At 63.7% G+C, this 26,188-nt stretch carries 27 protein-coding genes and 1 tRNA gene; 18 read left to right on the forward strand and 10 right to left on the reverse strand.

All coding sequences use genetic code 11. The features are described 5' to 3' along the window. The first annotated feature begins 39 nt into the window (after positions 1-39). Positions 40-876: an EamA family transporter gene (locus tag MNR02_RS10740; protein ID WP_241946772.1), complete on the forward strand. Its 837-nt coding sequence runs from the start codon at positions 40-42 to the stop codon at positions 874-876. A gap of 1 nt (position 877) precedes the next feature. On the opposite strand, the gene MNR02_RS10745 is transcribed toward MNR02_RS10740, so the two are convergent. Then, positions 878-1,699, reverse strand: coding sequence for an enoyl-CoA hydratase (locus MNR02_RS10745; RefSeq protein ID WP_241946773.1), 822 nt, complete (start codon positions 1,697-1,699; stop codon positions 878-880). A 136-nt stretch (positions 1,700-1,835) separates the two neighbouring features. Between MNR02_RS10745 and MNR02_RS10750 the strand changes: the two genes are divergently transcribed. From MNR02_RS10750 to MNR02_RS10775, 6 genes are all read left to right on the forward strand, one after another. Next, positions 1,836-2,267, forward strand: coding sequence for a PaaI family thioesterase (locus tag MNR02_RS10750; RefSeq protein ID WP_241946774.1), 432 nt, complete (start codon positions 1,836-1,838; stop codon positions 2,265-2,267). A 229-nt stretch (positions 2,268-2,496) separates the two neighbouring features. After that, positions 2,497-2,961 carry a 50S ribosomal protein L13 gene (gene rplM / locus MNR02_RS10755; RefSeq protein WP_134650939.1) on the forward strand — a complete coding sequence of 155 codons (465 nt, stop codon included), beginning with the start codon at positions 2,497-2,499 and terminating at the stop codon, positions 2,959-2,961. A 2-nt stretch (positions 2,962-2,963) separates the two neighbouring features. Then, complete coding sequence (gene rpsI / locus MNR02_RS10760; RefSeq protein ID WP_241596541.1) at positions 2,964-3,440, forward strand: 30S ribosomal protein S9; 477 nt, start codon at positions 2,964-2,966, stop codon at positions 3,438-3,440. A gap of 216 nt (positions 3,441-3,656) precedes the next feature. Next, complete coding sequence (speB, locus tag MNR02_RS10765; protein ID WP_241946775.1) at positions 3,657-4,613, forward strand: agmatinase; 957 nt, start codon at positions 3,657-3,659, stop codon at positions 4,611-4,613. A 125-nt stretch (positions 4,614-4,738) separates the two neighbouring features. Further along, positions 4,739-5,671, forward strand: coding sequence for an N-acetyl-gamma-glutamyl-phosphate reductase (argC, locus tag MNR02_RS10770; protein ID WP_241946776.1), 933 nt, complete (start codon positions 4,739-4,741; stop codon positions 5,669-5,671). Continuing rightward, positions 5,668-6,510: an aminoglycoside phosphotransferase family protein gene (locus MNR02_RS10775; protein ID WP_241946777.1), complete on the forward strand. Its 843-nt coding sequence runs from the start codon at positions 5,668-5,670 to the stop codon at positions 6,508-6,510. The genes argC and MNR02_RS10775 overlap by 4 nt, the downstream gene beginning before the upstream one ends. Before the next feature lie 5 nt (positions 6,511-6,515). Here MNR02_RS10775 and MNR02_RS10780 read toward each other — a convergent pair whose 3' ends face one another. Next, the gene (locus MNR02_RS10780) at positions 6,516-7,607 is read right to left on the reverse strand and encodes a COX15/CtaA family protein (RefSeq protein ID WP_241946778.1); all 1,092 of its coding nucleotides are present in this window, start codon (positions 7,605-7,607) and stop codon (positions 6,516-6,518) included. A 197-nt stretch (positions 7,608-7,804) separates the two neighbouring features. Here MNR02_RS10780 and MNR02_RS10785 point away from each other — a divergent pair, with 197 nt between their 5' ends. Together MNR02_RS10785 and MNR02_RS10790 are read left to right on the forward strand one after the other, a co-directional pair. Beyond that, positions 7,805-8,023 (forward strand): DUF2842 domain-containing protein, encoded by a 219-nt coding sequence (locus MNR02_RS10785; protein ID WP_241946779.1) that lies wholly within the window; start codon positions 7,805-7,807, stop codon positions 8,021-8,023. A gap of 185 nt (positions 8,024-8,208) precedes the next feature. Beyond that, positions 8,209-9,450 carry a GNAT family N-acetyltransferase gene (locus MNR02_RS10790; protein WP_241946780.1) on the forward strand — a complete coding sequence of 414 codons (1,242 nt, stop codon included), beginning with the start codon at positions 8,209-8,211 and terminating at the stop codon, positions 9,448-9,450. A 4-nt stretch (positions 9,451-9,454) separates the two neighbouring features. Here MNR02_RS10790 and MNR02_RS10795 read toward each other — a convergent pair whose 3' ends face one another. After that, positions 9,455-11,710: an exopolysaccharide transport family protein gene (locus MNR02_RS10795; RefSeq protein WP_241946781.1), complete on the reverse strand. Its 2,256-nt coding sequence runs from the start codon at positions 11,708-11,710 to the stop codon at positions 9,455-9,457. A gap of 195 nt (positions 11,711-11,905) precedes the next feature. Here MNR02_RS10795 and MNR02_RS10800 point away from each other — a divergent pair, with 195 nt between their 5' ends. The 8 genes from MNR02_RS10800 (at position 11,906) to MNR02_RS10835 (ending at position 18,874) form a co-directional block, all read left to right on the forward strand. Further along, a complete protein-coding gene (locus MNR02_RS10800) occupies positions 11,906-12,481 on the forward strand; it encodes a polysaccharide biosynthesis/export family protein (protein ID WP_134650928.1) in 576 nt (191 codons plus the stop codon). Between the two features lie 5 nt (positions 12,482-12,486). Continuing rightward, on the forward strand, positions 12,487-13,674 hold the full coding sequence (locus MNR02_RS10805; RefSeq protein ID WP_241946782.1) for a glycosyltransferase family 4 protein: 1,188 nt from the start codon (positions 12,487-12,489) through the stop codon (positions 13,672-13,674). A gap of 55 nt (positions 13,675-13,729) precedes the next feature. Beyond that, a complete protein-coding gene (locus tag MNR02_RS10810; RefSeq protein ID WP_241946783.1) occupies positions 13,730-15,286 on the forward strand; it encodes an undecaprenyl-phosphate glucose phosphotransferase in 1,557 nt (518 codons plus the stop codon). Then, the gene (locus MNR02_RS10815; protein ID WP_241946784.1) at positions 15,283-16,527 is read left to right on the forward strand and encodes an O-antigen ligase; all 1,245 of its coding nucleotides are present in this window, start codon (positions 15,283-15,285) and stop codon (positions 16,525-16,527) included. The genes MNR02_RS10810 and MNR02_RS10815 overlap by 4 nt, the downstream gene beginning before the upstream one ends. Next, positions 16,527-17,681 (forward strand): glycosyltransferase family 4 protein, encoded by a 1,155-nt coding sequence (locus MNR02_RS10820; RefSeq protein ID WP_241946785.1) that lies wholly within the window; start codon positions 16,527-16,529, stop codon positions 17,679-17,681. Before MNR02_RS10815 ends, MNR02_RS10820 begins: the two co-directional genes overlap by 1 nt. Positions 17,682-17,820: 139 nt before the next feature. After that, a tRNA-Pro gene (locus MNR02_RS10825) sits at positions 17,821-17,897 on the forward strand. 107 nt (positions 17,898-18,004) lie between these two features. Next, entirely contained in the window at positions 18,005-18,256 is a 252-nt protein-coding gene (locus MNR02_RS10830) for a GlsB/YeaQ/YmgE family stress response membrane protein (RefSeq protein WP_241596575.1), read from the forward strand. A 396-nt stretch (positions 18,257-18,652) separates the two neighbouring features. Continuing rightward, positions 18,653-18,874 (forward strand): dehydrogenase, encoded by a 222-nt coding sequence (locus tag MNR02_RS10835; protein WP_241946786.1) that lies wholly within the window; start codon positions 18,653-18,655, stop codon positions 18,872-18,874. Positions 18,875-18,950: 76 nt separating this feature from the next. Here MNR02_RS10835 and MNR02_RS10840 read toward each other — a convergent pair whose 3' ends face one another. The 6 genes from MNR02_RS10840 to MNR02_RS10865 form a co-directional block, all read right to left on the reverse strand. Further along, positions 18,951-19,481, reverse strand: a complete 531-nt coding sequence (locus MNR02_RS10840; protein WP_134649898.1) for a MerR family transcriptional regulator — start codon at positions 19,479-19,481, stop codon at positions 18,951-18,953. A gap of 130 nt (positions 19,482-19,611) precedes the next feature. Beyond that, positions 19,612-19,950, reverse strand: a complete 339-nt coding sequence (locus MNR02_RS10845; protein ID WP_064329714.1) for an integration host factor subunit alpha — start codon at positions 19,948-19,950, stop codon at positions 19,612-19,614. Positions 19,951-20,048: 98 nt separating this feature from the next. Continuing rightward, a complete protein-coding gene (locus tag MNR02_RS10850) occupies positions 20,049-21,020 on the reverse strand; it encodes a beta-ketoacyl-ACP synthase III (protein ID WP_241946787.1) in 972 nt (323 codons plus the stop codon). Next, entirely contained in the window at positions 21,017-22,078 is a 1,062-nt protein-coding gene (plsX, locus tag MNR02_RS10855) for a phosphate acyltransferase PlsX (protein ID WP_241946788.1), read from the reverse strand. Before plsX ends, MNR02_RS10850 begins: the two co-directional genes overlap by 4 nt. A 115-nt stretch (positions 22,079-22,193) precedes the next feature. Further along, positions 22,194-22,748, reverse strand: a complete 555-nt coding sequence (locus MNR02_RS10860; RefSeq protein WP_241946789.1) for a DUF177 domain-containing protein — start codon at positions 22,746-22,748, stop codon at positions 22,194-22,196. 16 nt (positions 22,749-22,764) lie between these two features. Continuing rightward, entirely contained in the window at positions 22,765-23,319 is a 555-nt protein-coding gene (locus MNR02_RS10865; protein WP_241597802.1) for a ubiquinol-cytochrome C chaperone family protein, read from the reverse strand. A gap of 152 nt (positions 23,320-23,471) precedes the next feature. On the opposite strand from MNR02_RS10865, the gene MNR02_RS10870 reads away from it, so the two are divergent. Then, the gene (locus MNR02_RS10870; protein ID WP_241597806.1) at positions 23,472-23,948 is read left to right on the forward strand and encodes an outer membrane protein assembly factor BamE; all 477 of its coding nucleotides are present in this window, start codon (positions 23,472-23,474) and stop codon (positions 23,946-23,948) included. A 72-nt stretch (positions 23,949-24,020) separates the two neighbouring features. On the opposite strand, the gene MNR02_RS10875 is transcribed toward MNR02_RS10870, so the two are convergent. Next, complete coding sequence (locus tag MNR02_RS10875) at positions 24,021-26,156, reverse strand: sodium-translocating pyrophosphatase (RefSeq protein WP_241596585.1); 2,136 nt, start codon at positions 26,154-26,156, stop codon at positions 24,021-24,023. Positions 26,157-26,188: the final 32 nt, after the last annotated feature.

Genomic DNA, 26,188 nt, shown 5'->3' on the forward strand with positions numbered 1-26,188 from the left:
GCCTTCCCGTCCGCCGCCTTCCCCTTCCGAGGTCCCAGCTTGCCGTTCGACGTTCTTCTTCTCGTGCTTCTCGGCGCGGCCCTGCACGCGACGTGGAATGCGCTGGTCAAATCCGGCACGGACAAGTCGCTCGACGCGGCGATGGTCGCGCTCGGCGCCGGGGCCGTCGGGCTGTTCTTCCTGCCCTTCGTGCCGTTGCCGAAGCCGGAGGCCTGGCCGTTCATCCTCGTCTCGGCCGTCCTGCAATTCGCCTATTTCCAGCTGGTTGCGGCAGCCTATCGGGCCGGCGATATCGGGCTTGTCTATCCGCTGATGCGCGGCGTGGCACCCCTCATCGTCGCCATGACGAGCGGCCTCGTGCTGGGCGAACATCTGACACCGACGGCTATGGCCGGCGTGCTGGTCATTTCGGCTGGCGTGCTGACACTCGCGCTCGAATCGCGTCGCGGCGGGCGCCATGCCATCCTGTTGGCGCTCGCCAATGGGATCGTCATCGCCACCTATACCTTTGTGGACGGCGCGGGCGCGCGCGTTTCGGGCAACGCGATCTCCTACACGCTGTGGATGGCGCTCCTGCCGCCGGTCCTGCTGTTTACCTGGGCCATCGCGCGTCGCGGCACCGCTCCGGTCTGGAACCATGTCCGCCGCAACTGGGCACGCGGCCTGTTCGGCGGCGCGGGCTCCATCGCCTCCTACGGGCTGGCGCTCTGGGCCATGACAAAGGCGCCGGTGGCGACGGTCGCCGCGCTGCGCGAAACCGCCATCCTCTTCGCCCTACTCATCTCCGTCTTCATCCTCAAGGAGAAGGCCAGCATCTGGCGCTACCTCGCCGGCGCCGTCATCGCCGGCGGCGTGCTCATTCTGAAACTGGCGTAATTTACGTCCGATCCCACTCCGGCATGCGCTTGTCGAGAAACGCTCCGATGCCTTCCTTTGCGTCGTCTGCCAGCATGTTCTCGACCATGGTCGTGACGGCGATGGTGTAGGCTTCCGCGACCGGCAGGCCGGCCTGGGCGCGGATCGCGGCCTTGCCGACGCGCAGCGCCTGCGGCGACTTGGATGCGATGACGGCAGCGTATTTGTCGACGACCTGGCGCAGGTACTGCTGCGGCACGATGCGGTTGACGAGGCCGAAATCCTTGGCGGTGGAGGCGTCGATGGTCTCGCCGGTCAGCAGCATCTCCATCGCCTGCTTGGGATGTGCCGCGCGGGTCACGGCAACCATCGGCGTCGAGCAGAACAGGCCGATATTGACGCCCGGCGTGCAGAACGTCGCGGTGTCCGTGCAGATGGCAAGGTCGCAGCTCGCGACGAGCTGGCAGCCGGCGGCCGTCGCCAGGCCGTCGATCTCGGCCACGACGGGCTGCGGCAACGCGGCGATCTTCAGCATGATGTCTGCACCCATGCGCATGGTCTTCTCAAAGAAGGCACGGCCGCCGTCGGCATCCGCACGATGCGCAGTCATTTCCTTGAGATCGTGGCCGGCGGAAAAGACCTTGCCGGTCGAGGCCAGTACGACGACGCGGATCGCGTCATCCGCGGCAGCGGCATCGAGCGCCTCGGCAAGCGCCTGCATGGTGGCGATGGAGAGCGCATTTGCCGGCGGATTGTTCAGCGTGATGCGCAAAACCGGCGCCTGCCGCTCGATCCGCACCAGTCCTGCCTGCTCTTCTTTCCTGAACTCCACCACATCCGCCATTGTGACCTCCTTCTCGTATAGTCGTGTGGTCCTACGCCGCGCCGTCGCCCGTTTCAAGCGCGGCAAGATAGACTTTCAGCGGGCTTGCGGGGCGCGGCAAATCGGTCTGTAAACGCGGGGAGAGGAGACGCATGCGATGGAACTGACGCCGATCATGGACCCGGAAGCGCTGAACCGCTTCCTCGAAACCGATTTTCCGCAGCTTCACAAGGATGGCAAGGTGTTCGAGGTGATGGCGGTCGGCCCGGGAACGGTGACCATGCGGCTCATGCCCAACGATCGGCACCTGCGCCCCGGCGGCACGATTTCCGGCCCCACGCTCTTCTCACTCGCCGATGTCGGCGCATGGTGCGCGGTACTCGCTCATATCGGGCCGGTGGCGCTTGCCGTCACCACCAACCTCAACATCAATTTCCTGCGCAAGCCCGCGCCCGGGCCCCTCTCCTGCACCTGCCGGCTCCTCAAGCTTGGCAAGCGGCTGGCCGTCGTGGACGCCTCGATTTTCGATGCCGACGGCGAGGATCTGGTGGCCCACGCCACCGCGACGTACTCGATTCCACCAAGATAATTTGCGGTATCTTAATACCACCCTCATAACGCATTGTTTTTAAACGACCATCTTTCGCGGCCTCCGGATTGCGTCGCTTGACGCCCTGCCCGCCCTCGCTTATAAGCCGCACCAGATCGCGGTCCCCTCGGGCCGCGTTCGATTTTTGGCATTCGCAAGAGGCCAAACCAAGCAACAAGAAACGCCCCAGGCCGCAAGGCTTCGGGACCCTACAGAAAGAGCTACTCCCATGGGTACCTTCGTACAGAAGCCCGCCGAGGTAGAGAAGAAGTGGATCCTCATCGACGCCGAAGGCCTCGTTGTCGGTCGCCTCGCTACCCTCATCGCGAACCGCCTGCGCGGCAAGCACAAGGCCACTTTCACGCCCCACGTCGACGACGGTGACAACATCATCGTTATCAACGCCGACAAGGTCGTCTTCACCGGCAAGAAGTACTCCGACAAGAAGTACTACTGGCACACCGGTTACCCGGGTGGCATCAAGGAGCGTACGGCTCGCCAGATCATCGAAGGCCGCTTCCCGGAGCGCGTTCTCGAGAAGGCTGTCGAACGCATGGTTCCGCGCGGCCCGCTCGGCCGTCGCCAGATGAAGAACCTGCGCGTTTACGCCGGCGCCAACCATCCGCACGAAGCCCAGCAGCCCGTCGTTCTCGACGTCGCCAAGCTGAACAGCAAGAACACAAGGAGCGCCTGATAATGGCCGACCTCTCCTCGCTCAAGGACCTCGGCGTCGCCGCTGCAGCTCCGGCCGCTTCCGCCCCGGTTCACGTCAAGAAGGTTGACGCCCAGGGCCGTTCCTACGCCACCGGCAAGCGCAAGGACGCTGTCGCCCGCGTGTGGGTCAAGCCGGGCTCCGGCAAGATCACCATCAACGGCAAGTCGTTCGAAGCCTACTTCGCACGCCCGGTCCTGCAGATGATCCTGCAGCAGCCGATCGTCGCAGCTGCCCGTGATGGTCAGTTCGACATCGACGCGACCGTTGCTGGCGGCGGCCTTTCCGGCCAGGCCGGTGCCGTTCGTCACGGCATCTCCAAGGCACTGACCTACTTCGAACCGGCCCTGCGCTCGGTTCTGAAGAAGGGCGGCTTCCTGACCCGCGACTCGCGCGTCGTCGAACGCAAGAAGTACGGCAAGGCCAAGGCCCGCCGTTCGTTCCAGTTCTCCAAGCGTTAATCGCTCGGAAGACTTTTTCTTCAGGAAAGGTCGGGGTTCGCCCCGGCCTTTTCGTTTTGGGGATGGACGGATTGCCCCTGAACCGCCTCCGCTCGAAAGTGACCCGCTCACACCCATCTCCCAATTTTACCCCCTTGCCTAAAGCCCCGCGATTGGCGAACGTCCCGCCGAACTTGTTTCACGCATTTTTACCGGAAATGACCGAGGGGGGACTTTATGGCCAACAAGACGATCGACCATGCCATCACCGCCAAGTCGCTGAAGAGCGCAGCGTCGGACCCGACCCATGCGGGCATCCTGTCCTTCATGCGCCGGCGCTATACCAAGGTGCTAAAGGATGTCGACGCCGTCGTCTGGGGCATTCCCTTCGATGCCGCGACCTCCAACCGCCCCGGCACGCGCTTCGGGCCGCAGGCGATCCGCCGCGCGTCGGCGATCATGGACAACGATCCGCAATATCCCTTCGAGCGCGACCTGTTCGAGGACATGGCCGTCATCGACTACGGCGATTGCCTGCTGGACTACGGCAACCACCAGAAGACGCCCGGTACCATCGAGCGCGAGGCAAAGAAGATCCTGAAATCCGGCGCCTATATGCTGACGCTCGGCGGCGATCACTTCATCACGCTGCCGCTGCTGCGCGCGCATGCCGAAAAACACGGGCCCCTCTCCCTCGTCCAGTTCGATGCGCATCAGGATACCTGGGCGGACGAGAAGGGCCGCATCGACCATGGCTCTTTCGTCGGCACCGCCGTCCGTGAGGGGTTGATCGACGCCGAGACGTCGATCCAGATCGGCATCCGCACCCATGCGCCCGAAGATTGCGGCATCCGCATCCTCTATGGCTACGACGTGGAGGAGATGAGTGCTGCCCAAATCGCCGATGCGATCATCCATCATGTCGGCGACCGCGCGACCTATCTGACCTTCGACATCGACTGCCTCGACCCAGCCTATGCGCCGGGCACGGGCACGCCGGTCTCGGGCGGGCCGTCCAGCGCGCGTATCCTGTCGGTGCTGCGCAAGCTCGGCGCGCTCAACATCGTCGGCTCCGACGTGGTGGAGGTGGCCCCCGCCTATGACCACGCCGATATCACCGCAATCGCCGGCTCCACCATCGCCATGTACATGCTCGGCCTTCACGCCGAGGCGCTGGCCGAACGTCGCGGCTGAGCACCATTGAATGCGACAGAACGAGCCGCTATATCGGCGGCGACTTCTCTTTTCCGCACGTCCGGATGCAGCGGCACAACACTGCGACCGGATTTGCCCGAGACACTGACAGGATGGGACAGCAGATGAAACCGAAGATCTTCATCGATGGCGAACACGGCACGACGGGTCTGCAGATCCGCACCCGCATGGCCGGCCGCGCCGATGTCGAGCTTCTGTCCATCCCGGAAGCCGAGCGCCGCAACGCGCAGCTGCGCGAAGACCTGCTCAACAGCGCCGATATCGCTATCCTCTGCCTGCCCGATGATGCGGCCAAGGAGGCCGTGGCCATGGTCGCGGGCAACAATTCCGTGCGGATCATCGACACCTCGACCGCCCATCGCGTCAATCCGGATTGGGCCTACGGTTTTGCGGAAATGGATCGCAACCAGCCGAAGAAGATCGCGGCGGCGCGCTACGTCGCCAATCCCGGCTGCTACCCGACCGGCGCCATCGGTCTCATCCGGCCGCTGCGCCTCGCCGGCCTTCTGCCGGAGGATTATCCCATCACGGTCAATGCCGTCTCGGGCTATACCGGCGGCGGCAAGCAGATGATCGCGCAGATGGAAGACGAAGGCCATGCCGAGCACATCGCATCGCCGCATTTCCTCTACGGCCTCACGCTGAAGCACAAGCATGTGCCGGAAATGCAGGTGCACGGCCTGCTCGGCCGCTCGCCGCTGTTTGCGCCCTCTGTCGGCAAGTTCGCGCAGGGCATGATCGTGCAGGTGCCGCTCCACCTCGCCGACCTCAAGGACAACGCGTCGCTTGGCTCGATCCATGAAGCGCTGGCAGATCACTATGCCGGCCAGGATATCGTCGAGGTGGTCGATCTCAAGGAAAGCGCCAATCTTGCCCGCGTCAACGCCGTGGAGCTGGCCGATACCGACCGCATGAAGCTCTATGTCTTCGGCACCGCAGGCGCGCCGCATGTCAACCTCGTCGCCCTGCTCGACAATCTCGGCAAGGGCGCCTCGGGTGCCGCCGTGCAGAACATGGACCTGATGCTGGGCGCATGACGATAGAACAGCTGCCCTTCCCCGGCGAATGGCAGATTGAAAGCGCCGCACTCCTGGCAGACACGATTGTCGGCAGGGTTTACGACGTGACACTTGCCGGCGGCGAAAACGCCGTCGTCAAGCATCTGAAGCCGAAGGCGCTGGAAGACAGCCTGCGCGGCGCAGATTTCCTGACATGGCGGGATGGCGTTGGCTGCGTGAAGCTTCTCGCCCGCTCCGGCACGATGCTGCTGATGGAGCATGCCGGCAAGACGACGCTTCGGGATCACCTCTTATCGCACGGCGACCGTGACGCGACGCGCATCGCTGCCAACGTTCTTCTTGATTATGACCGTCCGTCGGACAGCCCGCCGCCGGCAAGCCTGCAACCGCTCTCACGCTATTTCGCAAGCCTCTTCGCCAAGGCCGAACGGGATCGCAGGGACAGCCGTGCCGGCCCCTATGCGGCAGCTGCGACCATCGCCGAGGCGCTCTTGGCCGATCAGCGGGACATCAGGCCGCTGCACGGCGACCTTCACCACGAAAACATCATGCACGGACCGCGCGGCTGGCTCATCATCGATCCCGTTGGGCTGATCGGCGATGCCGCGCTCGACGTCGCCAACATGTTCTCCAATCCGCTGGACCGCTTCGATCTCACGCGCGACGAAGAGCGGATCGCCGACATGGCGGAGGTCTTCGCAAAGACGCTCGCGCGCGATGTCCGCACCATCCTGCGCTACGCCTTCGCCTATGGCTGCCTGTCGGCCGCGTGGCATGACGAGGATGGCAACTCGGAGGATCGCGACAACGAACTTGCCGTTGCCGCTGCGATCCGCAACGTTCTCAGGCAGGCCTGACCGGATCAGGCCCGCACGTCGTCTCTTTCGTATTCCCCATAGAAGCCGCGCCAGTGGGCGATGGCGAAGCTCAGCACGACCAGCGCGCCGCCCTGGTGCGCCAGCGCCCAGCCGAGCGGCACCTGCCAGATCAGCGTCAGGATGCCGATTGTCGCCTGAAGACAGACGAGGCCGAAGAGCACCAGTGCGCGGCGCGCATGGGTGGTTTCGGGTGCGGCACGCAGCGAGGAGATCAGGTGCACAAGCGCAAGCGCGAAGAGCACGTAGGCGCCGATGCGGTGCACGAACTGCACGGTCTTCGGGTTCTCGAAGAGATTGATCCACCAGGGCTGCTGCAGGAAGAGGCCACCAGGCACGACGGCGCCGTCCATCAGCGGCCATGTATTGTAGGTAAAGCCGGCATGCAGGCCGGCAACGAGCGCACCGAGATAGATCTGGAAGATCGCCATGCAGGCGATGATGCCGGCCATGCGGCGCGAACCCGGCGTCGGCGCCTCATCGTCGCTGTGCGGCGCAAGCGCGCGCATCAGCCACACGGTCCCGGCAAAGATGAGACAGGCGATGGTGAGATGGGTGGCAAGCCGGTACTGGCTGACGGAAACCCGCTCGGCGAGGCCGGACGACACCATCCACCAGCCGATGAAACCCTGGAAGCCGCCAAGCGCAAGAAGCCCGACGAGCGGCCAGCGCATCTTGCGCTCGATGCGCCCGGTCAGCCAGAAGAAGACGAGCGGCACGGCGAAGACGAAGCCGATGGAGCGCGCGATCAGCCGGTGTGCCCATTCCCACCAGAAGATCGTCTTGAACTCGTCGACGGTCATGCCCTTGTTGACCTGCTCATATTGCGGAATGCGCTTGTAGAGCTCGAACTCCTCCTGCCACTCCTGCGCGCCGATCGGCGGGATGACACCGTGGATGGGCTTCCACTCCGTAATGGAGAGGCCGGAGCCGGTCAGGCGCGTTGCGCCGCCCACGAGAACCAGCACGAACAGAACGAACAGAACGAAACCCAGCCAGATGCGCACCTGCCGGCGATTGCGCTCGATGCGGCCCGCGTCGTCGACGCTGCGATATGCTGTTACGTTGGTGGCGCTCATTTCATCGGCTCCTTTGCCCGGAGCGGCAATCCGCCCGCCCCTCAGGCTTTTCCATGCAGTCGCGGGCACAAAATGGCCTGCACCCATCGTCGCAAACTGCTCCGACGTTGATTTGCCCGACCGGGCCGTGCAAAACAAGGCCCGAAGCTTTGCGGCATGCCGTCGCGCCCTGCAGCCCCGCCCAACGAAGGTCCGAAATGCCCCCTCGCCTGAGAAAACTGATCGGCACGATCCTGATCATCATCCTCGTGCTCGTCTACGCGCTGGTCGCAACGACGGTTGCCGTCGCGACGCTGGGGGAATCGCCGTGGTATATCCACCTTCTCTATTTCACGCTCACGGGGCTTCTGTGGATTCTGCCGGCCATGCTGATCATCAAGTGGATGGAAAAGCCCGGCAAGCCGCGTAGCGAATAGCCGGCCTGCGCGCTGCCGTGGCGTCCCAAACCCGCGCCGCGTTATCCAATTGCTAACCTCGCCGGCCGATTCCTTCTGCCCTGCCGCCGGCCCCGCTCGTGCTTAAACCATTTGCGCAATCTCGGCCGCTATGGTCGGGCAGCGGCTGCGTGCCGCGCGCGAAAGGGACACAGAGGTTGGGCGCGATGCAACTCCATTTCCAGGCCATGCCGTCAGAGCCGGCGCCAGCCGATGCGGCAGCGGCAGGTGATGGTGTGCTCGCCTTCGGCCCCCTCTCCATCCGCCTGCACGAGACGATAGAGCCGCTTGAGGCCCGCTGGCGGGCGATGGAGGCTTGCGATAACCTCTCCCTTCACCAGAGCTATGACTGGTGCCGCGCCTGGGCACGCACGCAGGGCACAAAGCTGTTGATCGTCGAGGGCGTGTCCGGCGGCCGCACGCAGCTCATCCTGCCGCTCGAAATTGTGCGGCACGGGCCGGTGCGGGTCGCCCGCCTGCTCGCCACCGATTTCAGCAACCTCAACACCGGCCTCTATACGAGAGCGTTCCGGGCGCTCGCCTCACCGCCCCGGCTGCGCAATGCACTGAGCCAGGCGCGCGGCGACTTCGCCAGTCATTTCGACCTTCTGCTGCTCGACAAGGTGCCGCTCGAATGGCGCGGCGATGCCAATCCCTTTGGCGACCTGCCGGCCATCCTGAACCAGAACGCCGCCTTCCAGCTGCCGCTGCTCGGCGATTTCGAGCGCACGCTGGCCCAGATCAATGCCAAGAACCGGCGCAAGAAGTTCCGCAACGCCGAACGCCGGCTGATGGAGCTCGGCGGCTACGAGCACATCATCGCGCCCACCGGAAACGAGGCGCTTGTCCTTCTCGAAACCTTCTTCCGGCAAAAATCGGTTCGTTTCCAGGCACTCGGCCTGCCCGATGTCTTTCGCGACGAGCGGACTCGCGATTTTTTCCGCGCACTCGTGACGACATCATTATCGGACAGCGAATACCCGCTTCAGCTTCATGCGCTGCGTCTCACCGGCGCGCATGCGGGCCATATCGCGGCCATTGCCGGGCTTTCGCGCAAGGGCGATCATGTGATCTGCCAGTTCGGTTCGCTCGACGAAAGCGTTGCGGCAGGTGCCAGCCCCGGCGAGTTCCTGTTTCATCTCGCCATCCGCAAGCTTTGCGAAGAAGGCGTGGCGCTCTTCGATTTCGGCATAGGCGACCAGCTCTACAAGCGTTCCTGGTGCACGATCGAGACTCCGCAATACGATCTGTTGTGGGCGACCACGCCGGCCGGCAGCCTTGCGGCCACGCTTCACCGCGTGAAGGCGGGCGCCAAGCGCTTCATCAAGCGCAATCCGCAGATCTATGCGTTTCTTCAGCGCCGGCGCTCTGGGCGGCAGGCCGCCCGCGCCGGTAACGACGCGGACTGAACCGTCAGGCCACGCGACGGCCCGGATTGTGGGGCGGTTCCCCAGTCTCGCCGGTCATCAGCAGGATGTCGCTGTAACCCGCCTCGTCGAAGGCGCCAATGAGTTTGACGACCTCGTCCTCGTCCGCACCCGGCAGCGAGAGAATGACATCCGTCTCCCGATCGCGAGTCAGGCGGCGCACGCCCTCCACTTCGGCCGGGCCGCATTCCACGATCACGGTGTCATAGGCGTCCGACAGCGCGTCGATCACCATGGCCAGCCGGTCGATACCGCGCATGGCGCGCCGGATATTCGCATTGCCGCGCGGGATGACATGGGCAGGGGAAAGGCGGTCGCCGTGGATGATGTCACCGAAGGCGGCTTCGCCGACCAGCAGGTCGGTAATCCCCGCAAGATGAACGGACTCCGCCATCAGGCGCGTCGGGCAGGCCGACCCGGTCAGGTCGATGATGAGCGTGCGGCGGTGCTTCTGCGCGATACGGCGCGCCAGCATGACGGCAGCGGTCGAGCCGCGATCACCCGACGGCGAAACGGAAATGGCCACGGAAATGTTGTTCTCGATCATGTGCCGGGCGACGGCGTTGACCGAGAAATCGCCTTCATCCTCTTCACCGGCAGAGGTTTCGGCGGCAGCTGGCGCAAGCGTCGGCTCCACGTCTTCCTCGTCCTCCTCGACGGGACGGATGTCGGCGAGCAGCGACCGGGCGGGCACATTCATGTCCCGCACGGCGGCGTGGTCGACGCGGACGGCCTGTTCCCTGCGGGCGAACGGCGGCCGCTCGAGCGCGACATCGGTCTCGGCGTCGTCCTCCTCCTCCTCCTCTTCGCGGCGGCGGACGGGTGTTGCCACCGTGCCGACCGGCTTCAGCGCGCGGCCGCTGAACAGTTCGGCGAGCAAAATGGCGATCGCGCTGAGTGCGAAGCCGGCAACGCCGCCGACAATGGTGATCGGAACGACCTTGGGGAAGGCAACTTCCGTCGGCTCGACGGCGGCGGAGATCACACGGGCATCGGCGGGTGTGGCGCCATCGCCTGTGCGCGAGGTCGCCTCGCGATATCGCGCAAGATAGGTTTCGAGCAGTTCACGCTGGGCTGCTGCCTCGCGCTCCAGCGCCTTGAGGCCGACTTCGTCCTCGCCGGCGCGCGCCGTATCCGCCTTCACCGTATTGAGTTGCTGGACGAGCTGCGTCTCGCGCAGACGCGCCGTCTTCGCCTCGTTTTCGAGGCTCGACAGGATCTTCTGGGTTTCCGATTTGATCTGCGCGCGAATACCGACGAGCTGCGAGCGCAGGCCCTTCAGCCTTGGATGCCCTTCCAGCAACGACGTCGACAGATCGGAAATCTGCCCCTGGATCTGCGCCTCGCTCTCCTTGAGACGCTGGATCATCTGAGAGCCGACGACTTCGGTCAACGTATCCGGCGCTCCGCCATTCTGCAGCACCGAGCGCACGCTTTCGGACCGCGCCTCGGCGGTCGCACGTTCGCCGCGCACGCGGGCAAGCTCGGTCGAGATGTCGTTGAGTTGGCGCACTGCAAAGGTCGAATTCTCGCCGGTCGGCAACAGGTCCGATTGCGAGCGATACTCGGCGACCTTCTGCTCGGCCTCGCGCACCTTTTCACGCAGGTTGACGATTTCGGGCTCCAGCCAGCGTGAGGCCTCGGAATTCGTATCGAGCTTGGCGCCGCTTTGCAGCGACAGGTAGACCTTCGCCATCTCGTTGGGAATGGCAGCCGCAAGGCGCGGATCGCGCGAGGAGAACTCGATGCCGATGACGCGCGACTTCTCCACCTGATAGACGACGAGCTTTTCGTTGAATTCCTTCAGCACACGCTCTTCCGGCGGCATATCGAGCGGGTTCTTTTTCAGGCCGAGCAGCACGAGCAAATCGGAAACGGCCGAGGGCTTGGAGGTCGGATCGAATTCCTCCAGTTCGTAGAGCTTCATGTTGCGCGCGACCTGCTTGATGAGGTCGGCGGATTTCAGCATCTGCACCTGGCTGGCGATGCCGAGTTCATCGAAGGCCGGCTGCTCCCTGCCCTGCGAACGGTCCTGGCCCGTCGTGAAGGCCGGCTCGCGAGTCTCGATGAGAAGGCGCGATTCACTCTTATAGGTCGGTGTGATGAGGTTTGCGGCGGCGAAGGCCACGCCGGCGCAAGCAACCGTCGCCAGCAGCACGCGCATGCGGTGCCGCCAGATCGCGCCGAAAAGGCCGCCAAGGTCGATATCGACATCCTGCTGGCTTCCGTGAACGCCCGACATATCCCTACTCCAAACCGACGATTTCCGCGCACGGTAAACAAATATGGTAACCCAAGCGTTAACCATCCTGAGTTGCGCAAACGGGAAAATATACTTTTGCGCGATTTGGTGCGCGATATCGCGGGAATATTTACCGGCCATTAACCCTAACGGATGGATAACGGAGACCACACTCTGATTTGCGGGACTGAGCGAATGACGTTCGCAACGATCAACAAGGGCTTGCTGCTTGCGCTGGCGCTTATCGTGCCGGCCGTTGCCGGTTGCAGCGGATATCGTCCTGCCCCGAAGGCCTTCCATGAGGCAACGATCCAGCCCTACCGCCTCGACAGCGGTGATCGCCTGCGCGTGACCGTCTTCGAACAGGCGGGCCTGTCCAACACCTATACGATCGACCAGGCCGGCTATCTCGCCTTCCCGCTCATCGGCGCGGTGCCGGCACGCGGCCAGACCATTCAGGAACTTGAAAGCATTATCGCCGCGAAGCTGCGCCAAGGCTACCTGCGCGATCCTGATGTCTCCATCGAGGTCGATCGCTACCGGTCGATCTATATCATGGGCGAAGTCGGTCAGGCGGGGCAGTACAGCTATGTCGCAGGCATGACCATTCAGAACGCCATCGCGGTCGCCGGCGGGTTTTCGCCGCGCGCCAACCAGCGCGACGTGGACGTGACGCGCAAGATCAACGGCAAGATCGTCACGGGCCGTGTCTCCATCTCCGATCCTATCCTGGCCGGCGACACGATCTATGTTCGTGAACGGCTGTTCTGAGCATCATGGCGGACGATGGGCCTCTGCGCATCATTCACTGCTTCCGTTCCCCCATCGGTGGAATCTTCCGTCATGTGCGTGACCTTGCCGAATTTCACACGAAGGCCGGGCATGACGTCGGCATCATCTGCGACAGCCTCACGGGCGGTTCATTCGAGGATGCGCTTTTCGACGAAATCCGCCCCTATCTTTCGCTCGGCCTCGTGCGCATGCCCATCAGCCGGTCCGTCGACCTTCGCGACATCGGCGCATTTCGGAAAAGCTACCATGAAATAAAAGGTTTGCAGCCGGATGTCCTGCACGGGCACGGCGCCAAGGGTGGCGCCATTGCCCGGCTCATCGGCTCAGCCCTGCGGGTGAACAGGTATCGCGTAGCCCGCCTCTATTCGCCGCATGGCGGCAGCCTGCACTATACCAGCCGCACGGTGGCGGGACTGGCAATCCTCGCAGCCGAACGGCTGCTGGAGCGGCGCGGTGACGCCCTCACCTTCGTCTGCGACTACGAGCGCGACGCCTATATCGCCCGTGTCGGCAAGCCGCGCGTGCGCGCCGAACGCATCTACAACGGTATTCACGACCGGGACTTCGACATCGTCTATCCCCGCGAGGATGCCGTCGATTTCCTCTATATCGGCATGTTGCGCGATCTTAAGGGTCCGGATGTTTTCATCGATGCCTTCGCCCAGACCGAGCGACGCGTCGGTCGGCCGCTTTCGGCGCTGATCATAGGCGACGGGCCGGACAGGGCGAAATACGAGCGGCGCATCGTGGAGAGCGGGCTGGGGCGCCGCATCGGCCTGCTACCGGCCATGAAGGCGCAGGAAGCCTTCGCGCTCGCCCGCACCGTGGTCGTACCCTCCCGTGCCGAAGCGCTCCCCTATATCGTACTGGAAGCGATCGCCGCCGGGCGGCCCGTCATCGCCAGCCGCGTCGGCGGCATTCCGGAAGTGCTGGGCCGCGACAGTCCCGTGCTGACGGAACCGGGCGATGCGGCCTCGCTCGCCACGGTGATGACCAAGGCGATGAACGATCCGCTCTGGCTCCGCAAGGCGATGCCGGAGCCCGTCGCGTTCAGGAAGACCTTTTCCGCCAGAACCATGTCGGATGCCCTGCTTGCGCTTTACCGGGACATTCTCGGCACTCAGAGTGCCAGAATGCGTCCGATCGGCGAGCCCCGCGTCGGTCAACCGTAAACGTTTCTTAGGGGCTTCATGCTATCTGAGGCTGAAAGCCTGCTGAGGTACAGCCATGAACCAGATCCAGCCGCCCGACTCCTTCGATCCGGATGCCCTGCGCCGCAAGGTGTCGGAAATCCGTACGCTTTCGCAGGAACCGCAGTCGGGCGACGAGGAAACGGTCGAGCTCAATCCGCTCGCGCGCAAGATCGCCCAGCAGTTCCGCGTCGATACCTTCTCCCCCTCCATGATCACGGGCCTGCTCCGGCTTTGTGAATTCGTCATGCTGCTGGTCATAGGCTACGCCATCCACGCCTTCTATGTCGGCATCGGACTGACAGGATTCTACGCGCTGGTGATGTTCGGCGGCGCGGCCGTTGGCGTGCTTACGCTTCAGCTGGCCGACACGTATCAGGTTCCGTCGCTCAGATCGCCGCTGCGCATGATTCCGCGAATCCTGGCCGCATGGGCCGCCGCCTTCGCCATCATGGCGCTGATGGTGTTCTTCTTCAAATCCGGGCAGCATTACTCGCGAATCTGGTTCGTGTCCTGGTTCGCCGTGGGCGCCGTCTATCTCATCGTCGAGCGTCACATCATCGCCTATGCGATCCGCCGCTGGGCGCGCAACGGCACCATGGAGCGGCGCGCCGTCATCGTCGGCGGCGGTGAACCCGCAAAGGAGCTTATCCGCACGCTGGAACTGCAGCCGGAAAACGACATCCGTATCTGTGGCATCTTCGACGACCGAGACGAGCGCCGTTCGCCTTCGGTCATCGCCGGCTATCCCAAGCTCGGCAACGTCGCGGAACTCGTGGAATTCGCCCGTCTCGCGCGCATCGACATGCTGATCATCTCACTGCCGCTCTCGGCGGAAGCGCGCATCCTGACGCTGCTCAAGAAGCTCTGGGTGCTGCCGGTCGACATTCGCCTTGCCGCGCATGCCAAGGGCCTGCGCTTCCGCCCGCGCAGCTACTCGCAGGTCGGCAGCATGCCGATGCTCGACATCTTCGACAAGCCCATCGCCGATTGGGACAACGTCGCCAAGCGCATCTTCGACCTGTTCTTCAGCGTCCTAGCGCTCGTCCTGCTCTGGCCGGTCATGCTGGGCGCGGCCATTGCCGTCAAGCTCTCGTCGCCGGGCCCGATCATCTTCAAGCAGAAGCGCCACGGCTTCAACAACGAGATCATCGACGTCTACAAGTTCCGCTCGATGTACACGCATCTCTCCGACCCCTCGGCCCGCGCCGCCGTCACGAAAGGCGATCCGCGCGTCACCCCGATCGGCCGCTTCCTGCGCAAGTCCTCGATCGACGAACTGCCGCAGCTGTTCAACGTGCTGAAGGGAGAGCTTTCGCTGGTCGGCCCGCGCCCGCACGCCGTGCAGGCGCAGTCGCACGACCGCAAATATGTCGATGTGGTCGACGGCTACTTCGCCCGCCACCGCGTCAAGCCCGGCGTCACCGGCTGGGCGCAGATCAACGGCTGGCGCGGCGAGATCGACCATGACGACAAGATCCGCTTCCGCACGGAATTCGATCTCCACTACATCGAGAACTGGTCGCTCTGGCTGGATCTCAAGATCCTGTTCCTAACGCCCTTCCGGCTGCTCAACACGGAAAACGCCTATTGAGCGACGCGGCCCTCCCCTATGCCCCGCCCTTCCGGCCGCAGCTTGCGGCCATCGGCGTGTTCGGCTCGATGCTGGTCGCGGTCGGTGTCTTCCTGTCCGGCTTCGTCATGAGCGAGCCGGCCCCCTATGAGCTGTTCATGGCGGGGCTCATCGGCCTCTGGGCCATCGTCGGACTGCGCATCTCGCGCGGCGTGGCGCCCCTGCTCGTTCTGCTCGTGACCTTCAATGTCGGCGGCATGCTTTCGCTGACCGTGATGGACGATCTGGCCGGCGGGCCGATGTATGTCGCCGTCTCGCTGTTCCTGGCGCTTTCCAGCGTCTTCTTCGCGGCCATCGTCGAGGCCCGCCATTCGCGGCTCGAGCTCATCTTCCGTGCCTGGGTCGCCGGCGCGCTCATCACGTCCATCCTCGGCATCCTCGGCTATTTCCATGCCTTTCCCGGGGCGGAAGCCTTCACGCTCTACGACCGCGCCAAGGGTGCCTTCCAGGACCCGAACGTCTTCGGACCCTATCTCGTTGCGCCATCGCTCTATCTCATGCACGGCCTGCTTTCCGGCCGCATTCTCGGTGCACCGCTGAAGATCGTTGGCGTGCTGATTCTGGCGCTCGGCGTCTTCCTGTCGTTCTCGCGCGCGGCCTGGGCGCTCTACCTGTTCTCGGTGGTGGCGCTGGTCTTCATCATGCTGCTGAAGGAGCGAACCGGCGCCTTCCGGCTGAAGATCCTCATCCTCAGCATCTCGGCGGCCGGCCTCATGGTGGTCGCGCTGCTCGTCGCGCTACAGTTCGACAAGGTCGCGGACCTCTTCTCCAACCGCACCCAGCTCGTGCAGGATTATGACGGCGGGCATCTCGGCCGCTTCGACCGCCACCGCATCGGCTTCCTCATGTCCATGGAAAATCCGCTCGGCATCGGCCCCATGGTGTTCAGCAAGATCTTTCCGGAAGACGAGCACAATATCTGGCTGAAATCGCTGACCAGCTACGGCTGGCTCGGCTTCCTCTGCTACGTCTCCCTCATCGCCTGGACACTCAGCGCCGGTTTCAAATATCTGCTGCGCAACCGACCGTGGCAGCCCTATCTGATGATCGCGCTCATCACCATCGTCGGCCACAGCGTGATCGGATTCGTCATCGATACCGATCACTGGAGACACTTCTACCTGCTGCTCGGCATCCTCTGGGGCTGCTTCGCGCTCGAGCGGCGCCACAACCTGCGCACCGTCAGAGGCGCCGCCGCCTGATGAACGCCACCGCGGCCCGCAGCCAACGATCCCTGCGCCTCCTGCAGGTGCTTGAACCGAGCGGTGGCGGCTCCGGCCGGCATTTCATCGATCTGTGCCGGGGCATGCAGGCGCGCGGCCACAGCGTGCATGCCATCTACTCCCCGGTCAGGGCGGAGGAACGGTTCGTCGCCGAACTCACCACACTCGATCTCGCCGGCACCCATGTCGTGCCGATGAAACGGTCGCCGGGTCCGGCCGATTTCGGCGCCTGGCGTCAGCTGAATGGCGTCATGCGCCAGGCTGGCCCCTTCGACATCATTCACGGCCACAGCTCCAAGGCGGGCGCGCTCGCACGCCTGCGCCTGCCGGGACCGCATGTGCCGCGGGTCTACACGCCGCACGCGTTCCGCACGATGGATCCGGGGCTGGGCGAGTCCGGCCGGCGGATCTACGGCCTGATCGAGACGATGCTCGCACACATGCTGACAGATCGGTTGATATGCGTGTCCAAGGACGAATATGCGCATGCCCGCAGCCTTGGCATGCCGCGTGAAAAGCTCACCATCGTCGTCAACGGCGTCGAAACGCCGCCAGACGATACCCGTGCGAGGGTTCGCAAGGAGCTCGGCATACCCGCGGATGCGCTGCTCTACGGCTTCGTCGGTCGGCTCTGCCATCAGAAGGCGCCCGAACGGCTTGTCGCGGCCTTCGATCTGCTCGCCGGGCACCTGTCGCGCGCCCATCTTCTGATGATAGGCACCGGCGAGGCGCAGGAGGCGACGCGCAGCCGGATCGCGGCCAGCAGCCATGCCGGGCGCATGCATCTCACGACGCGCTTTGCCGGAGCCGAGGCGATGGCGGCGTTCGACGTTCTCGTCATGCCGAGCCGCTACGAGGCCATGTCCTATGTGATGCTGGAGGCCGCCGCCGCCGGCAAGCCGCTTGTCCTCACCGATGTCGGCGGCGCCTCTATGGTCTTGAAAGACAAACACAACGGCCTGCTGATCGAAAACACCGACAACCCGGAACGGCTGGCCGGCGCGATGCTGCATCTTGGCAGCCCCGACCGCCTTGCGCGCTACACTGCCGCCGCCGTGGCCCGCAGCGGCGACTACGCATTGGAACGCATGATCGACGAAACCGAGGCGATCTATCGCAGCCTCGTCGCATGAGAAGTGTGGTGCACGGCGCATATCATGCCGATAAGAGCGCGGCGGCCGCATCGTTTTCCGACAACTCACCACTTTTGTTTGCAACGCCGATTTTTGGGCTTGCATCCAAAAGATCGAGACTATAGGGGTTTGCTCGGTCCGGAATGTAGCGCAGCCCGGTAGCGCACTTGACTGGGGGTCAAGGGGTCGTGGGTTCGAATCCCGCCATTCCGACCAATTTCCTTCCTCCCTCCATGCTTTCCTGCGGAACTTTCGCTCTTCACGCGCGTTCTTATGCCGCCGGCTCTTTTTGCCGGTTTCATCGGCAGCGAGAGGGTAGCGGAATGGAAGAAGCAGGTATCGGTTGGATTGCGGCCATCATCATCGGCGGTATTGCGGGCTGGCTCGCGGAGCGTTTCATGAAGAGCGACATGGGCGTTCTGATGAACGTTCTCCTCGGCATCGTCGGCGCGGCCGTGGCAAACCTTCTGCTCGGGCTGATCGGTGTGTCGCTCGGCGGCTGGATCGGCTATCTTATCGCAGGTTTCATCGGTGCCTGCATCCTCATCGCATTGGCCAGAGCGATCCGGCGATAGCGGAAACATGATTTTTTCAAAGCCGTCTCTCCCCCGGAGAGGCGGCTTTTTCGTGCGAAAAAGGCCCGACCGAAGGCGTGCGGAGTCTTTTCGCGAAGCCGGCGCGGATTTTCTTGGTCAGGCGTACCGGATTCGGCTCTTTCGACCTTTCGCGACATAAGACGAAAGTCGTAGAAGCGTTCTGCCCGCTCCGATCTTTGCGGGCACTCCCCGCGTCACTGCGAGCCAAGCGTGACGCCTGCTTGCCCCGCCTTCGTGCGGGGCTTTTTCCCCAATATGCATTCATCCTCCGCCCTGCCCTTGACTCACGGAGCATACGGAACATAATAGGAACATCTCTCGCCGAGGCGTTCATTCAAACCCCTGGGCGCTCTAATTCATTGTCAGGAGAATCAAATGCAGCCGCTTTGCGAGCCTGTAACCGACGCGGCGACTCTTGATGCGGCAGATGACGACCCCGTGGATGCCGCCCTCGCCTGGCATGGCGGTGATGTGCGTGCGACCATCGAGACCCTGCTTGCCGACTGCGCCCATCTGCAACGCCAGTTCGACCTGATGCGTGCCGCGATGGGACGCGGCTTCACGCGCGGCTGGGAGCCGTCGGTTATACGGGACTAGACGGAGGAAAACGCGGCTTGCGGGCCGCGTAACCGGAAAGATCAGCGGCCGCGATGACGGGCCGCCTGCGGGTGCCCTATCGCACCTGATCCAGCAGGCGCTTGCATTCCAGGAGATCGTAGAGCGCCTCCTGCAACAAGGCGCGGTCTTCCTTGCCGACGCTGGTCTTGCCGAGCGAGATTTCCGGCGTTTCGTCCCCACCCCCGACAAAGGAGAAGAACCGGCGGCTGGACGGCGCCTTGGCGCGACCGACGATCTGATCCTCGTCGCTCCCGGCCTTTGGCGGCGACGGCTCCTCGTGGCTGGCCGCGGCCAGCGCCTCCACGGTCGCGAGGTCCCCGCTGGCAATGGCCGCGACGAACTTGTTGCCGTTGAGCTTCAGAAGCTTTTGCACGCCCTTGATCGTATAGCCGTGATCGTAGAGCAGGTGTCGGATGCCCTTGAGGAGATCGACATCCTCGGGGCGGTAATAACGTCGCCCGCCGCCGCGCTTCATCGGCTTGATCTGCGTGAACCGCGTCTCCCAGAAGCGCAGGACATGCTGCGGCAGATCGAGATCGTCGGCGACCTCGCTGATGGTGCGGAAAGCGTCCGGACTCTTGTCCATACTAGCCTCGATGAAAGGTTACGGCGGCAGCATACACGATATGCAGCCGAATCGTATTCATTTCAGCGAGTTGCCCGGAGATATTCAAGTTTCAAATTGCCGGCGGCGGGTCTATCACCCCGAAAAGCGTTCAGGACGCGGGCGAAGCCGGCTTCTGTTTCGCCTTGCGCGCGAGATGGGCTTTCAGGACACGCTGCTTGAGCACGTTGGAGGCCTTGAAGGTCATGACGCGGCGCGGCGAGATCGGCACTTCCTCGCCGGTCTTGGGATTGCGGCCAATGCGCTCGTTCTTGTCGCGCACCTGAAAGGTGGCAAAGGAGGAAAGCTTGACGCTTTCGCCCCGCACGATGGCGTTGCAGATCTCATCGATCACGGTTTCGACGAGCTCTGCGGATTCAGTCCTCGAAAGGCCGACTTTCCGGAAAACCGATTCGGCCAAATCTGCGCGTGTCACCGTCTTGCCGCTCATCGTTCCTCACCGATTTCCTATTGAAAGCGTATGGTTAGTCGCGGAAGACTATTGTCCTTGCACGCCCGGGTCAAGCCGCACCTGCGGCGGGGGCCATCCTACCAACGTAGCAGCACCGCTCCCCAGGTGAAACCGCCGCCCATCGCTTCCAGGAGAACCAGGTCGCCCTGCTTGATGCGTCCGTCCTCTGCGGCCGCGGCCAGCGCCAGCGGGATGGACGCCGCCGACGTATTGCCGTGCAGATCGACGGTGATCACGACCTTTTCCTCGGGAATGCCGAGTTTCCTGGCCGAACCGTCGATGATGCGCTTGTTGGCCTGGTGCGGAACCAGCCAGTCGACATCGTCGGCCGTGAAGCCGGTCGCGTCGAAGGCCGAGACGATCACATCGGTGATCATACCCACGGCATGCTTGAAGACCTCGCGGCCTTCCATGCGCAGGTGGCCTACCGTGCCCGTCGTCGAGGGACCGCCGTCGACATAGAGCTTTTCGCGATGCGCGCCGTCGGATCGCAACTGCGCGGTCAGCACGCCGCGGTCGGCGGTGGTACCCGCCCCTTCCTGCGCTTCGAGCACGATGGCGCCCGCGCCGTCGCCGAACAGCACGCAGGTCGTGCGGTCGGTCCAGTCGAGAATGCGCGAGAAGGTCTCTGCACCGATGACGAGAACACGCTTGGCCAAGCCGCCGCGGATATAGGCATCGGCCGTGGTCACGGCATAGACGAAGCCGGAACAGACTGCCTGCACGTCGAAGGCGAAGCCGTGGTGCATGCCGAGGCGGTTCTGAATGTTGACCGCCGTCGCCGGAAAGGTGTTGTCGGGGGTGGAGGTCGCCACGATGATCACGTCGATATCGGCGGCGGTGAGGCCGGCCTTTTCGAGCGCTGCGCGCCCCGCCGCTTCGCCGAGCGAGGCGGTCGTTTCGCCCTCACCCGCAATGTAGCGCTGGCGGATGCCCGTGCGCTGCACGATCCACTCGTCGGACGTGTCGACCGTCTTTTCCAGCTCGGCATTGGTGACAACCCGTTTGGGAAGCGCCGTCCCGAAACCACGGACAACTGAACGGATCATTTCAATACCTCATCGCTCACGCTCTGGGCGCCTTCGACGGGGCGGCCGGCATGATATTTCTGCAAATCTTTTTCGATCTTGTCTTTCAGGCCGTTGCGGACCATGTCGTATCCGACATCCACCGCGGCCGCGAAACCCTCGGCATCCGTGCCGCCATGGCTCTTGATGACGATGCCGTTCAGGCCGAGGAACACGCCGCCATTGACCTTGCGGGGGTCCATCTTCTCGCGCACGCTGTCAAACGCGCTCTTGGCGAGAATGTAACCGAGCTTGGCGAGCCAGGTGCGCGACATGGCCGCGCGCAGATATTCCGCGATCTGGCGTGCGGTACCTTCCGCCGCCTTCAGCGCAATATTGCCAGCAAAACCTTCCGTCACCACCACATCCACCGTGCCGCGACCGATATCGTCGCCTTCCACGAAGCCATAATAGTCGATCGTGTCGAAATTGGCCTCGCGGATGAGCTGGCCGGCGGCCTTCACCTCTTCCTGGCCCTTGATTTCCTCGACACCGACATTGAGCAGGCCGAGCGACGGCTTGTCGATCTCGAACAGCGCACGCGCCATGGCGCCGCCCATAAGCGCAAAGTCGAACAGTTGGTTGGCGTCCGCGCCGATCGTGGCGCCGATGTCGAGCACGATGCTCTCGCCCTTGAGCGTCGGCCAGATGCCGGCGATGGCGGGGCGCTCGATATTGGCCATCATGCGCAGGCAGAACTTCGACATCGCCATCAGCGCGCCGGTGTTGCCGGCGGAAACGGCAACGTCGGCCTCGCCTTTGGCCACAGCATCGATCGCCTGCCACATGGAAGCCTTGCCTCGCCCGCGGCGCAGCGCCTGGCTCGGCTTCTCATCCATCGCAACCGCAACCTCGCAGTGATGGAACGTGCTCGCCGCCTTCAGCTTCGGGTGTTGCGCCAGAAGAGGCTCGCATTCGGCGGCGTTGCCAAAAAGCACGAAGCGGGTTTCGGGATGGCGCTCGAGAGCCTTGGCTGCACCAGGGATGGCCACGGACGGGCCGAAATCGCCACCCATGACATCGACGGAAATTCTGACCACGCGTGTATTGCCTTAGTTTTGTTTCCAACGGCAGAAGAGCCGCCCCAGCGGAATTCGGCCAAAATACCGCTTTTCGCCGGGGGCACAACTGAATTATCGGACGCCCCTGGGGCGTTCAGTCTTTTTTCCAGTCCTTGAGAACAGCAAAAGGCGACGGTTTCCGGTCGTCCTTGTCGGTGCTCTCGATATGGCCTGCAAAGGCGATATCGGGCTTGCGCGGATAGGGATCGATGGCAAGCGCGACGTGCTCGGCGGCAACCATGCCGGCATCGATCGTGTCGCCGGTGAAGATTTCCGGCGCGTCCGGCCCTTCGGGATCAAGCACCATTTCGCCACCCTCGACGGCGACCGGCATGCGCGCGAGCTTGGAGCCCTCGGGCACGAAGACCACTTCGACGGGCTCGTCGATATGGGCTTCGACCGGATCGAGCGACACCACGCAGGCCTGCACGATATCGGCCGTTACGCGGCCCTTGACGCGAATGCCGTCGCGCTTCCAGCGCTTGACCTCGAAGGCCGCCGTCAGCGCCTTCACCTCCAGCACGGACCAGAGCCGCGCGAGGCCCGCCAGTTCCTCCGCATCGGCCGAAATCGTCACCGCGACCGGGTTGGCGGAGATGTTTCCCACCTTGACCGGGTAGGAAAACGGCGTTTCGTCATTGTGTTTCATCGTCCTGCCTTTCGCCTCAGCCGGCCTGTGCGGGCGCGCGCGGTTCCAGAACCGTGAGCGCGCCGACCGCAATCGCGTCCTCGCCGACGGCGGCCATGGCCGTTTCTGCGTCGAAGAGATAAGCAGCAAGGCCGTTCATGGAAGGGGCGCCCTCGCCGCCTTCCGGATAGATATTACGTCGCAGCGCCGCTGCCAGCGCGTCACGGTCGGCGGCATCGAACGCCGCCGCATAGGATTCCAGCCGGCCATAGAACATGCCGGCGAATTTCTTCATGCGCTTCGGCACGCCTGCATCGCCCACACCGAGCTCGCGAATCGAATGATCGACGTCCTCGAAGAAGGCATCGACGATCTCCTGGGCGATTTCCTGACCCGATGTAGCGCTTGCGCGGGTGCGGCGGAAGTACAGGATCAATATCGCCGAGAGCATCTCGAAGCGGCCCATCACGGTGTCGGGGACATCAAGCGCTTCATAGAGATAGGGATGGCGCGCGGCCGTTGTAAGCGTCGCATATTGCTTCTCGACAATGCGCCGGTTGCCGTTTTTTTTGCCGAACAGGCCAAAAATCATCATAAAGCCTAGTTTTGCCTGATTCAAACCATGGTGCCGTCGCAAGTCATGTTGCATGACGGTCGAAGCTGGTTTACCGAAGCATGCATGAATTGCAATGGCTGCGCGGCCATCATCGTCCCGGGGATAGTGTTAAGAGAGATGCTGTGAATATGAAGCTGTTGCGTAGTGCCGCCATTGCCGCCACCCTCTCCGCCTCTGTTCTGGCAGGCTGCCAGGGCATGGGCATGGGCGAGGTAATGCACCAGGGCTACGTCGTGGACCAGGAAACGCTTGCACTTGCTCCGGTCGGCTCGTCGCGCGAACAGGTCCTGCTCTCGCTCGGCTCGCCCTCCTCGACGGCGACCTTCGACAATGAAGTCTTTTACTACATCTCGCAGAAGCGCACGCGCCCGATGGCTTTCATGAAGCCGAAGATCGTGGAGCAGAGCGTTCTGGCCGTCTATTTCAACAAGGACGGCAATGTCGAGCGCCTCGCCCACTACACGCTGCAGGACGGCAAGGTCTTCGACATGATCGCGCGCGTCACGCCGACGGGCGGCGCCGAGACGACGTTCCTCGGCCAGCTGCTGCGCGGCGGCGCAAACCCCGGTGCGATGATGAAGAACATGCTGGGCGGCAACAACTAAGCCCACACGGCAAGGACAAAAGGAAACCGCGGGGATCGCTCCCCGCGGTTTTTGTTTGTGCGCGTCTTTGGCTCAGGCCAGCACGGCCAGCAGCAGCAGGGCCACGATATTGGTAATCTTGATGGCCGGGTTGACCGCCGGGCCCGCCGTGTCCTTGTAGGGATCGCCCACGGTATCGCCGGTGACGGAGGCCTTATGCGCTTCCGAGCCCTTCATATGCCGGTTGCCGTCCTTGTCGACGAAACCGTCCTCGAAGCTCTTCTTCGCATTGTCCCAGGCACCGCCGCCCGACGTCATGGAGATGGCGACGAACAGGCCGTTGACGATCACGCCGAGCAGCGATGCACCGAGCGCGGCGAAGGCGGACGCCTTCGAGCCCGAGATCAGCAGCACGCCGAAATAGACGACGAGCGGTGCCAGCACCGGCAGCAGCGACGGCACGATCATCTCGCGGATCGCCGCCTTGGTCAGCAAGTCGACGGCACGACCGTAGTCGGGCCGTTCCGTTCCCGCCATGATGCCGGGCTTTTCGCGGAACTGCCGGCGTACTTCCTCGACGATGGAGCCCGCCGCCCGTCCCACGGCCGTCATCGCGATGCCGCCGAAGAGATAGGGGATGAGACCGCCGAAGATCAGGCCGGCGACGACATAGGGGTTGGAGAGGTCGAAGGAGATCGTGCCGATATCCGCGAAATACGGATACTTGTCGCCATTGGCGGCGAAGTAGGCAAGGTCGTTCGAATAGGCCGCAAACAGCACCAGCGCACCGAGACCGGCCGAGCCGATCGCATAGCCCTTGGTCACGGCCTTCGTCGTGTTTCCGACGGCGTCGAGCGCGTCGGTGGACTTGCGCACTTCCGGGTCGAGGCCCGCCATTTCGGCGATGCCGCCGGCATTGTCGGTCACCGGGCCGAAGGCATCGAGCGCCACGATCATGCCGGCAATGCCGAGCATGCCGGTAACAGCGATGCCCGTGCCGAAGAGGCCGCCCAGCTGGTAGGTGGCGATGATGCCGCCGACGATGACGATGGCCGGCAGCGCCGTCGATTCCAGCGAGACCGCCAGCCCCTGGATGACGTTGGTGCCGTGACCGGTCACGGATGCCTGGGCAATCGAGTTGACCGGGCGCTTGTTGGTGCCGGTATAGTACTCGGTGATCACGACGATCAGCGCGGTCACGACGAGGCCGAGAAGACCGCAGATGAACAGGTTCGCGCCCGTGATCTCCTTGCCGGCCACCGTGCCGATCACGCCCCAGCCGACGGTCAGCGAGGTTGCGGCGGCCAGGCCGAGGATGGACAGCAGGCCGGTCACGATGAGGCCCTTGTAGAGGGCGCCCATGATCGACCCGTTCGTGCCGAGCTTGACGAAGAACGAGCCGACGATCGACGTGATGATGCACGCACCGCAGATTGCGAGTGGATAGATCATCGCCGACGCCAGAACGGGTGTCCCGGCAAAGAAGATCGCTGCAAGCACCATGGTGGCGACGACCGTCACCGCGTAGGTCTCGAAGAGGTCGGCCGCCATGCCGGCGCAATCGCCGACATTGTCGCCGACATTGTCGGCGATGGTGGCAGGGTTGCGCGGATCGTCTTCGGGAATGCCGGCTTCCACCTTGCCCACGAGGTCACCGCCCACGTCGGCGCCCTTGGTGAAGATGCCGCCGCCGAGGCGGGCGAAGATGGAGATCAGCGATGCGCCGAAGCCGAGCGCGACGAGCGAATCGATGACCTCGCGCGAGGCGGGCTCCTGCCCGAGGACGCCGGTGAGGACCCAGTAGTAGATCGACACACCGAGAAGAGCGAGGCCCGCCACCAGCATGCCGGTGATCGCGCCGGACTTGAAGGCGATGTCGAGGCCGGAGGAAAGGCTGACGGACGCGGCCTGCGCCGTGCGCACATTGGCGCGGACGGACACATGCATGCCGATGAAGCCGGCAACGCCCGACAGCACGGCACCGATCAGGAACCCGATGGCAGCCGTTGCGGAAAGAAGCAGCCAGGTGCCGACGAAGACGACAACACCGACCAGGGCAATGGTCTTGTACTGCCGGGTGAGATAGGCCTGCGCCCCTTCCCGGATATAACCTGCAATTTCCTGCATGCGGGCATTCCCCTGGTCGGCGGCCAGCACCGACCGTGTCGCCCAGATGGCATAGACCACCGAAAGCAACCCGCATGCGATAACGCCAAGCAATATGGTCATTTCGCTCTTTCCTCCTTGGATGCCGCGGGTCC

This window comes from Shinella sp. H4-D48 (genome assembly GCF_022637395.1).
GTDB classification, from domain to species: domain Bacteria; phylum Pseudomonadota; class Alphaproteobacteria; order Rhizobiales; family Rhizobiaceae; genus Shinella; species Shinella sedimenti.

Bases quoted from the DNA above. Each gene is read 5' to 3' on its own strand.
- MNR02_RS10805 (WP_241946782.1), top strand. From the start codon at position 12,487: ATGGCGGACGATGGGCCTCTGCGCATCATTCACTGCTTCCGTTCCCCC.
- MNR02_RS10785 (WP_241946779.1), top strand. From the start codon at position 7,805: ATGCCCCCTCGCCTGAGAAAACTGATCGGCACGATCCTGATCATCATC.
- rpsI (WP_241596541.1), top strand. From the start codon at position 2,964: ATGGCCGACCTCTCCTCGCTCAAGGACCTCGGCGTCGCCGCTGCAGCT.
- MNR02_RS10795 (WP_241946781.1), bottom strand. From the start codon at position 11,710: ATGTCGGGCGTTCACGGAAGCCAGCAGGATGTCGATATCGACCTTGGC.
- MNR02_RS10845 (WP_064329714.1), bottom strand. From the start codon at position 19,950: ATGAGCGGCAAGACGGTGACACGCGCAGATTTGGCCGAATCGGTTTTC.
- MNR02_RS10830 (WP_241596575.1), top strand. From the start codon at position 18,005: ATGGAAGAAGCAGGTATCGGTTGGATTGCGGCCATCATCATCGGCGGT.
- MNR02_RS10790 (WP_241946780.1), top strand. From the start codon at position 8,209: ATGCAACTCCATTTCCAGGCCATGCCGTCAGAGCCGGCGCCAGCCGAT.
- MNR02_RS10850 (WP_241946787.1), bottom strand. From the start codon at position 21,020: ATGATCCGTTCAGTTGTCCGTGGTTTCGGGACGGCGCTTCCCAAACGG.
- MNR02_RS10775 (WP_241946777.1), top strand. From the start codon at position 5,668: ATGACGATAGAACAGCTGCCCTTCCCCGGCGAATGGCAGATTGAAAGC.
- MNR02_RS10800 (WP_134650928.1), top strand. From the start codon at position 11,906: ATGACGTTCGCAACGATCAACAAGGGCTTGCTGCTTGCGCTGGCGCTT.
- MNR02_RS10865 (WP_241597802.1), bottom strand. From the start codon at position 23,319: ATGATTTTTGGCCTGTTCGGCAAAAAAAACGGCAACCGGCGCATTGTC.
- MNR02_RS10810 (WP_241946783.1), top strand. From the start codon at position 13,730: ATGAACCAGATCCAGCCGCCCGACTCCTTCGATCCGGATGCCCTGCGC.
- MNR02_RS10820 (WP_241946785.1), top strand. From the start codon at position 16,527: ATGAACGCCACCGCGGCCCGCAGCCAACGATCCCTGCGCCTCCTGCAG.
- speB (WP_241946775.1), top strand. From the start codon at position 3,657: ATGGCCAACAAGACGATCGACCATGCCATCACCGCCAAGTCGCTGAAG.
- rplM (WP_134650939.1), top strand. From the start codon at position 2,497: ATGGGTACCTTCGTACAGAAGCCCGCCGAGGTAGAGAAGAAGTGGATC.
- MNR02_RS10780 (WP_241946778.1), bottom strand. From the start codon at position 7,607: ATGAGCGCCACCAACGTAACAGCATATCGCAGCGTCGACGACGCGGGC.
- MNR02_RS10840 (WP_134649898.1), bottom strand. From the start codon at position 19,481: ATGGACAAGAGTCCGGACGCTTTCCGCACCATCAGCGAGGTCGCCGAC.
- MNR02_RS10875 (WP_241596585.1), bottom strand. From the start codon at position 26,156: ATGACCATATTGCTTGGCGTTATCGCATGCGGGTTGCTTTCGGTGGTC.
- MNR02_RS10750 (WP_241946774.1), top strand. From the start codon at position 1,836: ATGGAACTGACGCCGATCATGGACCCGGAAGCGCTGAACCGCTTCCTC.
- MNR02_RS10870 (WP_241597806.1), top strand. From the start codon at position 23,472: ATGAAGCTGTTGCGTAGTGCCGCCATTGCCGCCACCCTCTCCGCCTCT.
- MNR02_RS10860 (WP_241946789.1), bottom strand. From the start codon at position 22,748: ATGAAACACAATGACGAAACGCCGTTTTCCTACCCGGTCAAGGTGGGA.
- MNR02_RS10745 (WP_241946773.1), bottom strand. From the start codon at position 1,699: ATGGCGGATGTGGTGGAGTTCAGGAAAGAAGAGCAGGCAGGACTGGTG.
- MNR02_RS10835 (WP_241946786.1), top strand. From the start codon at position 18,653: ATGCAGCCGCTTTGCGAGCCTGTAACCGACGCGGCGACTCTTGATGCG.
- argC (WP_241946776.1), top strand. From the start codon at position 4,739: ATGAAACCGAAGATCTTCATCGATGGCGAACACGGCACGACGGGTCTG.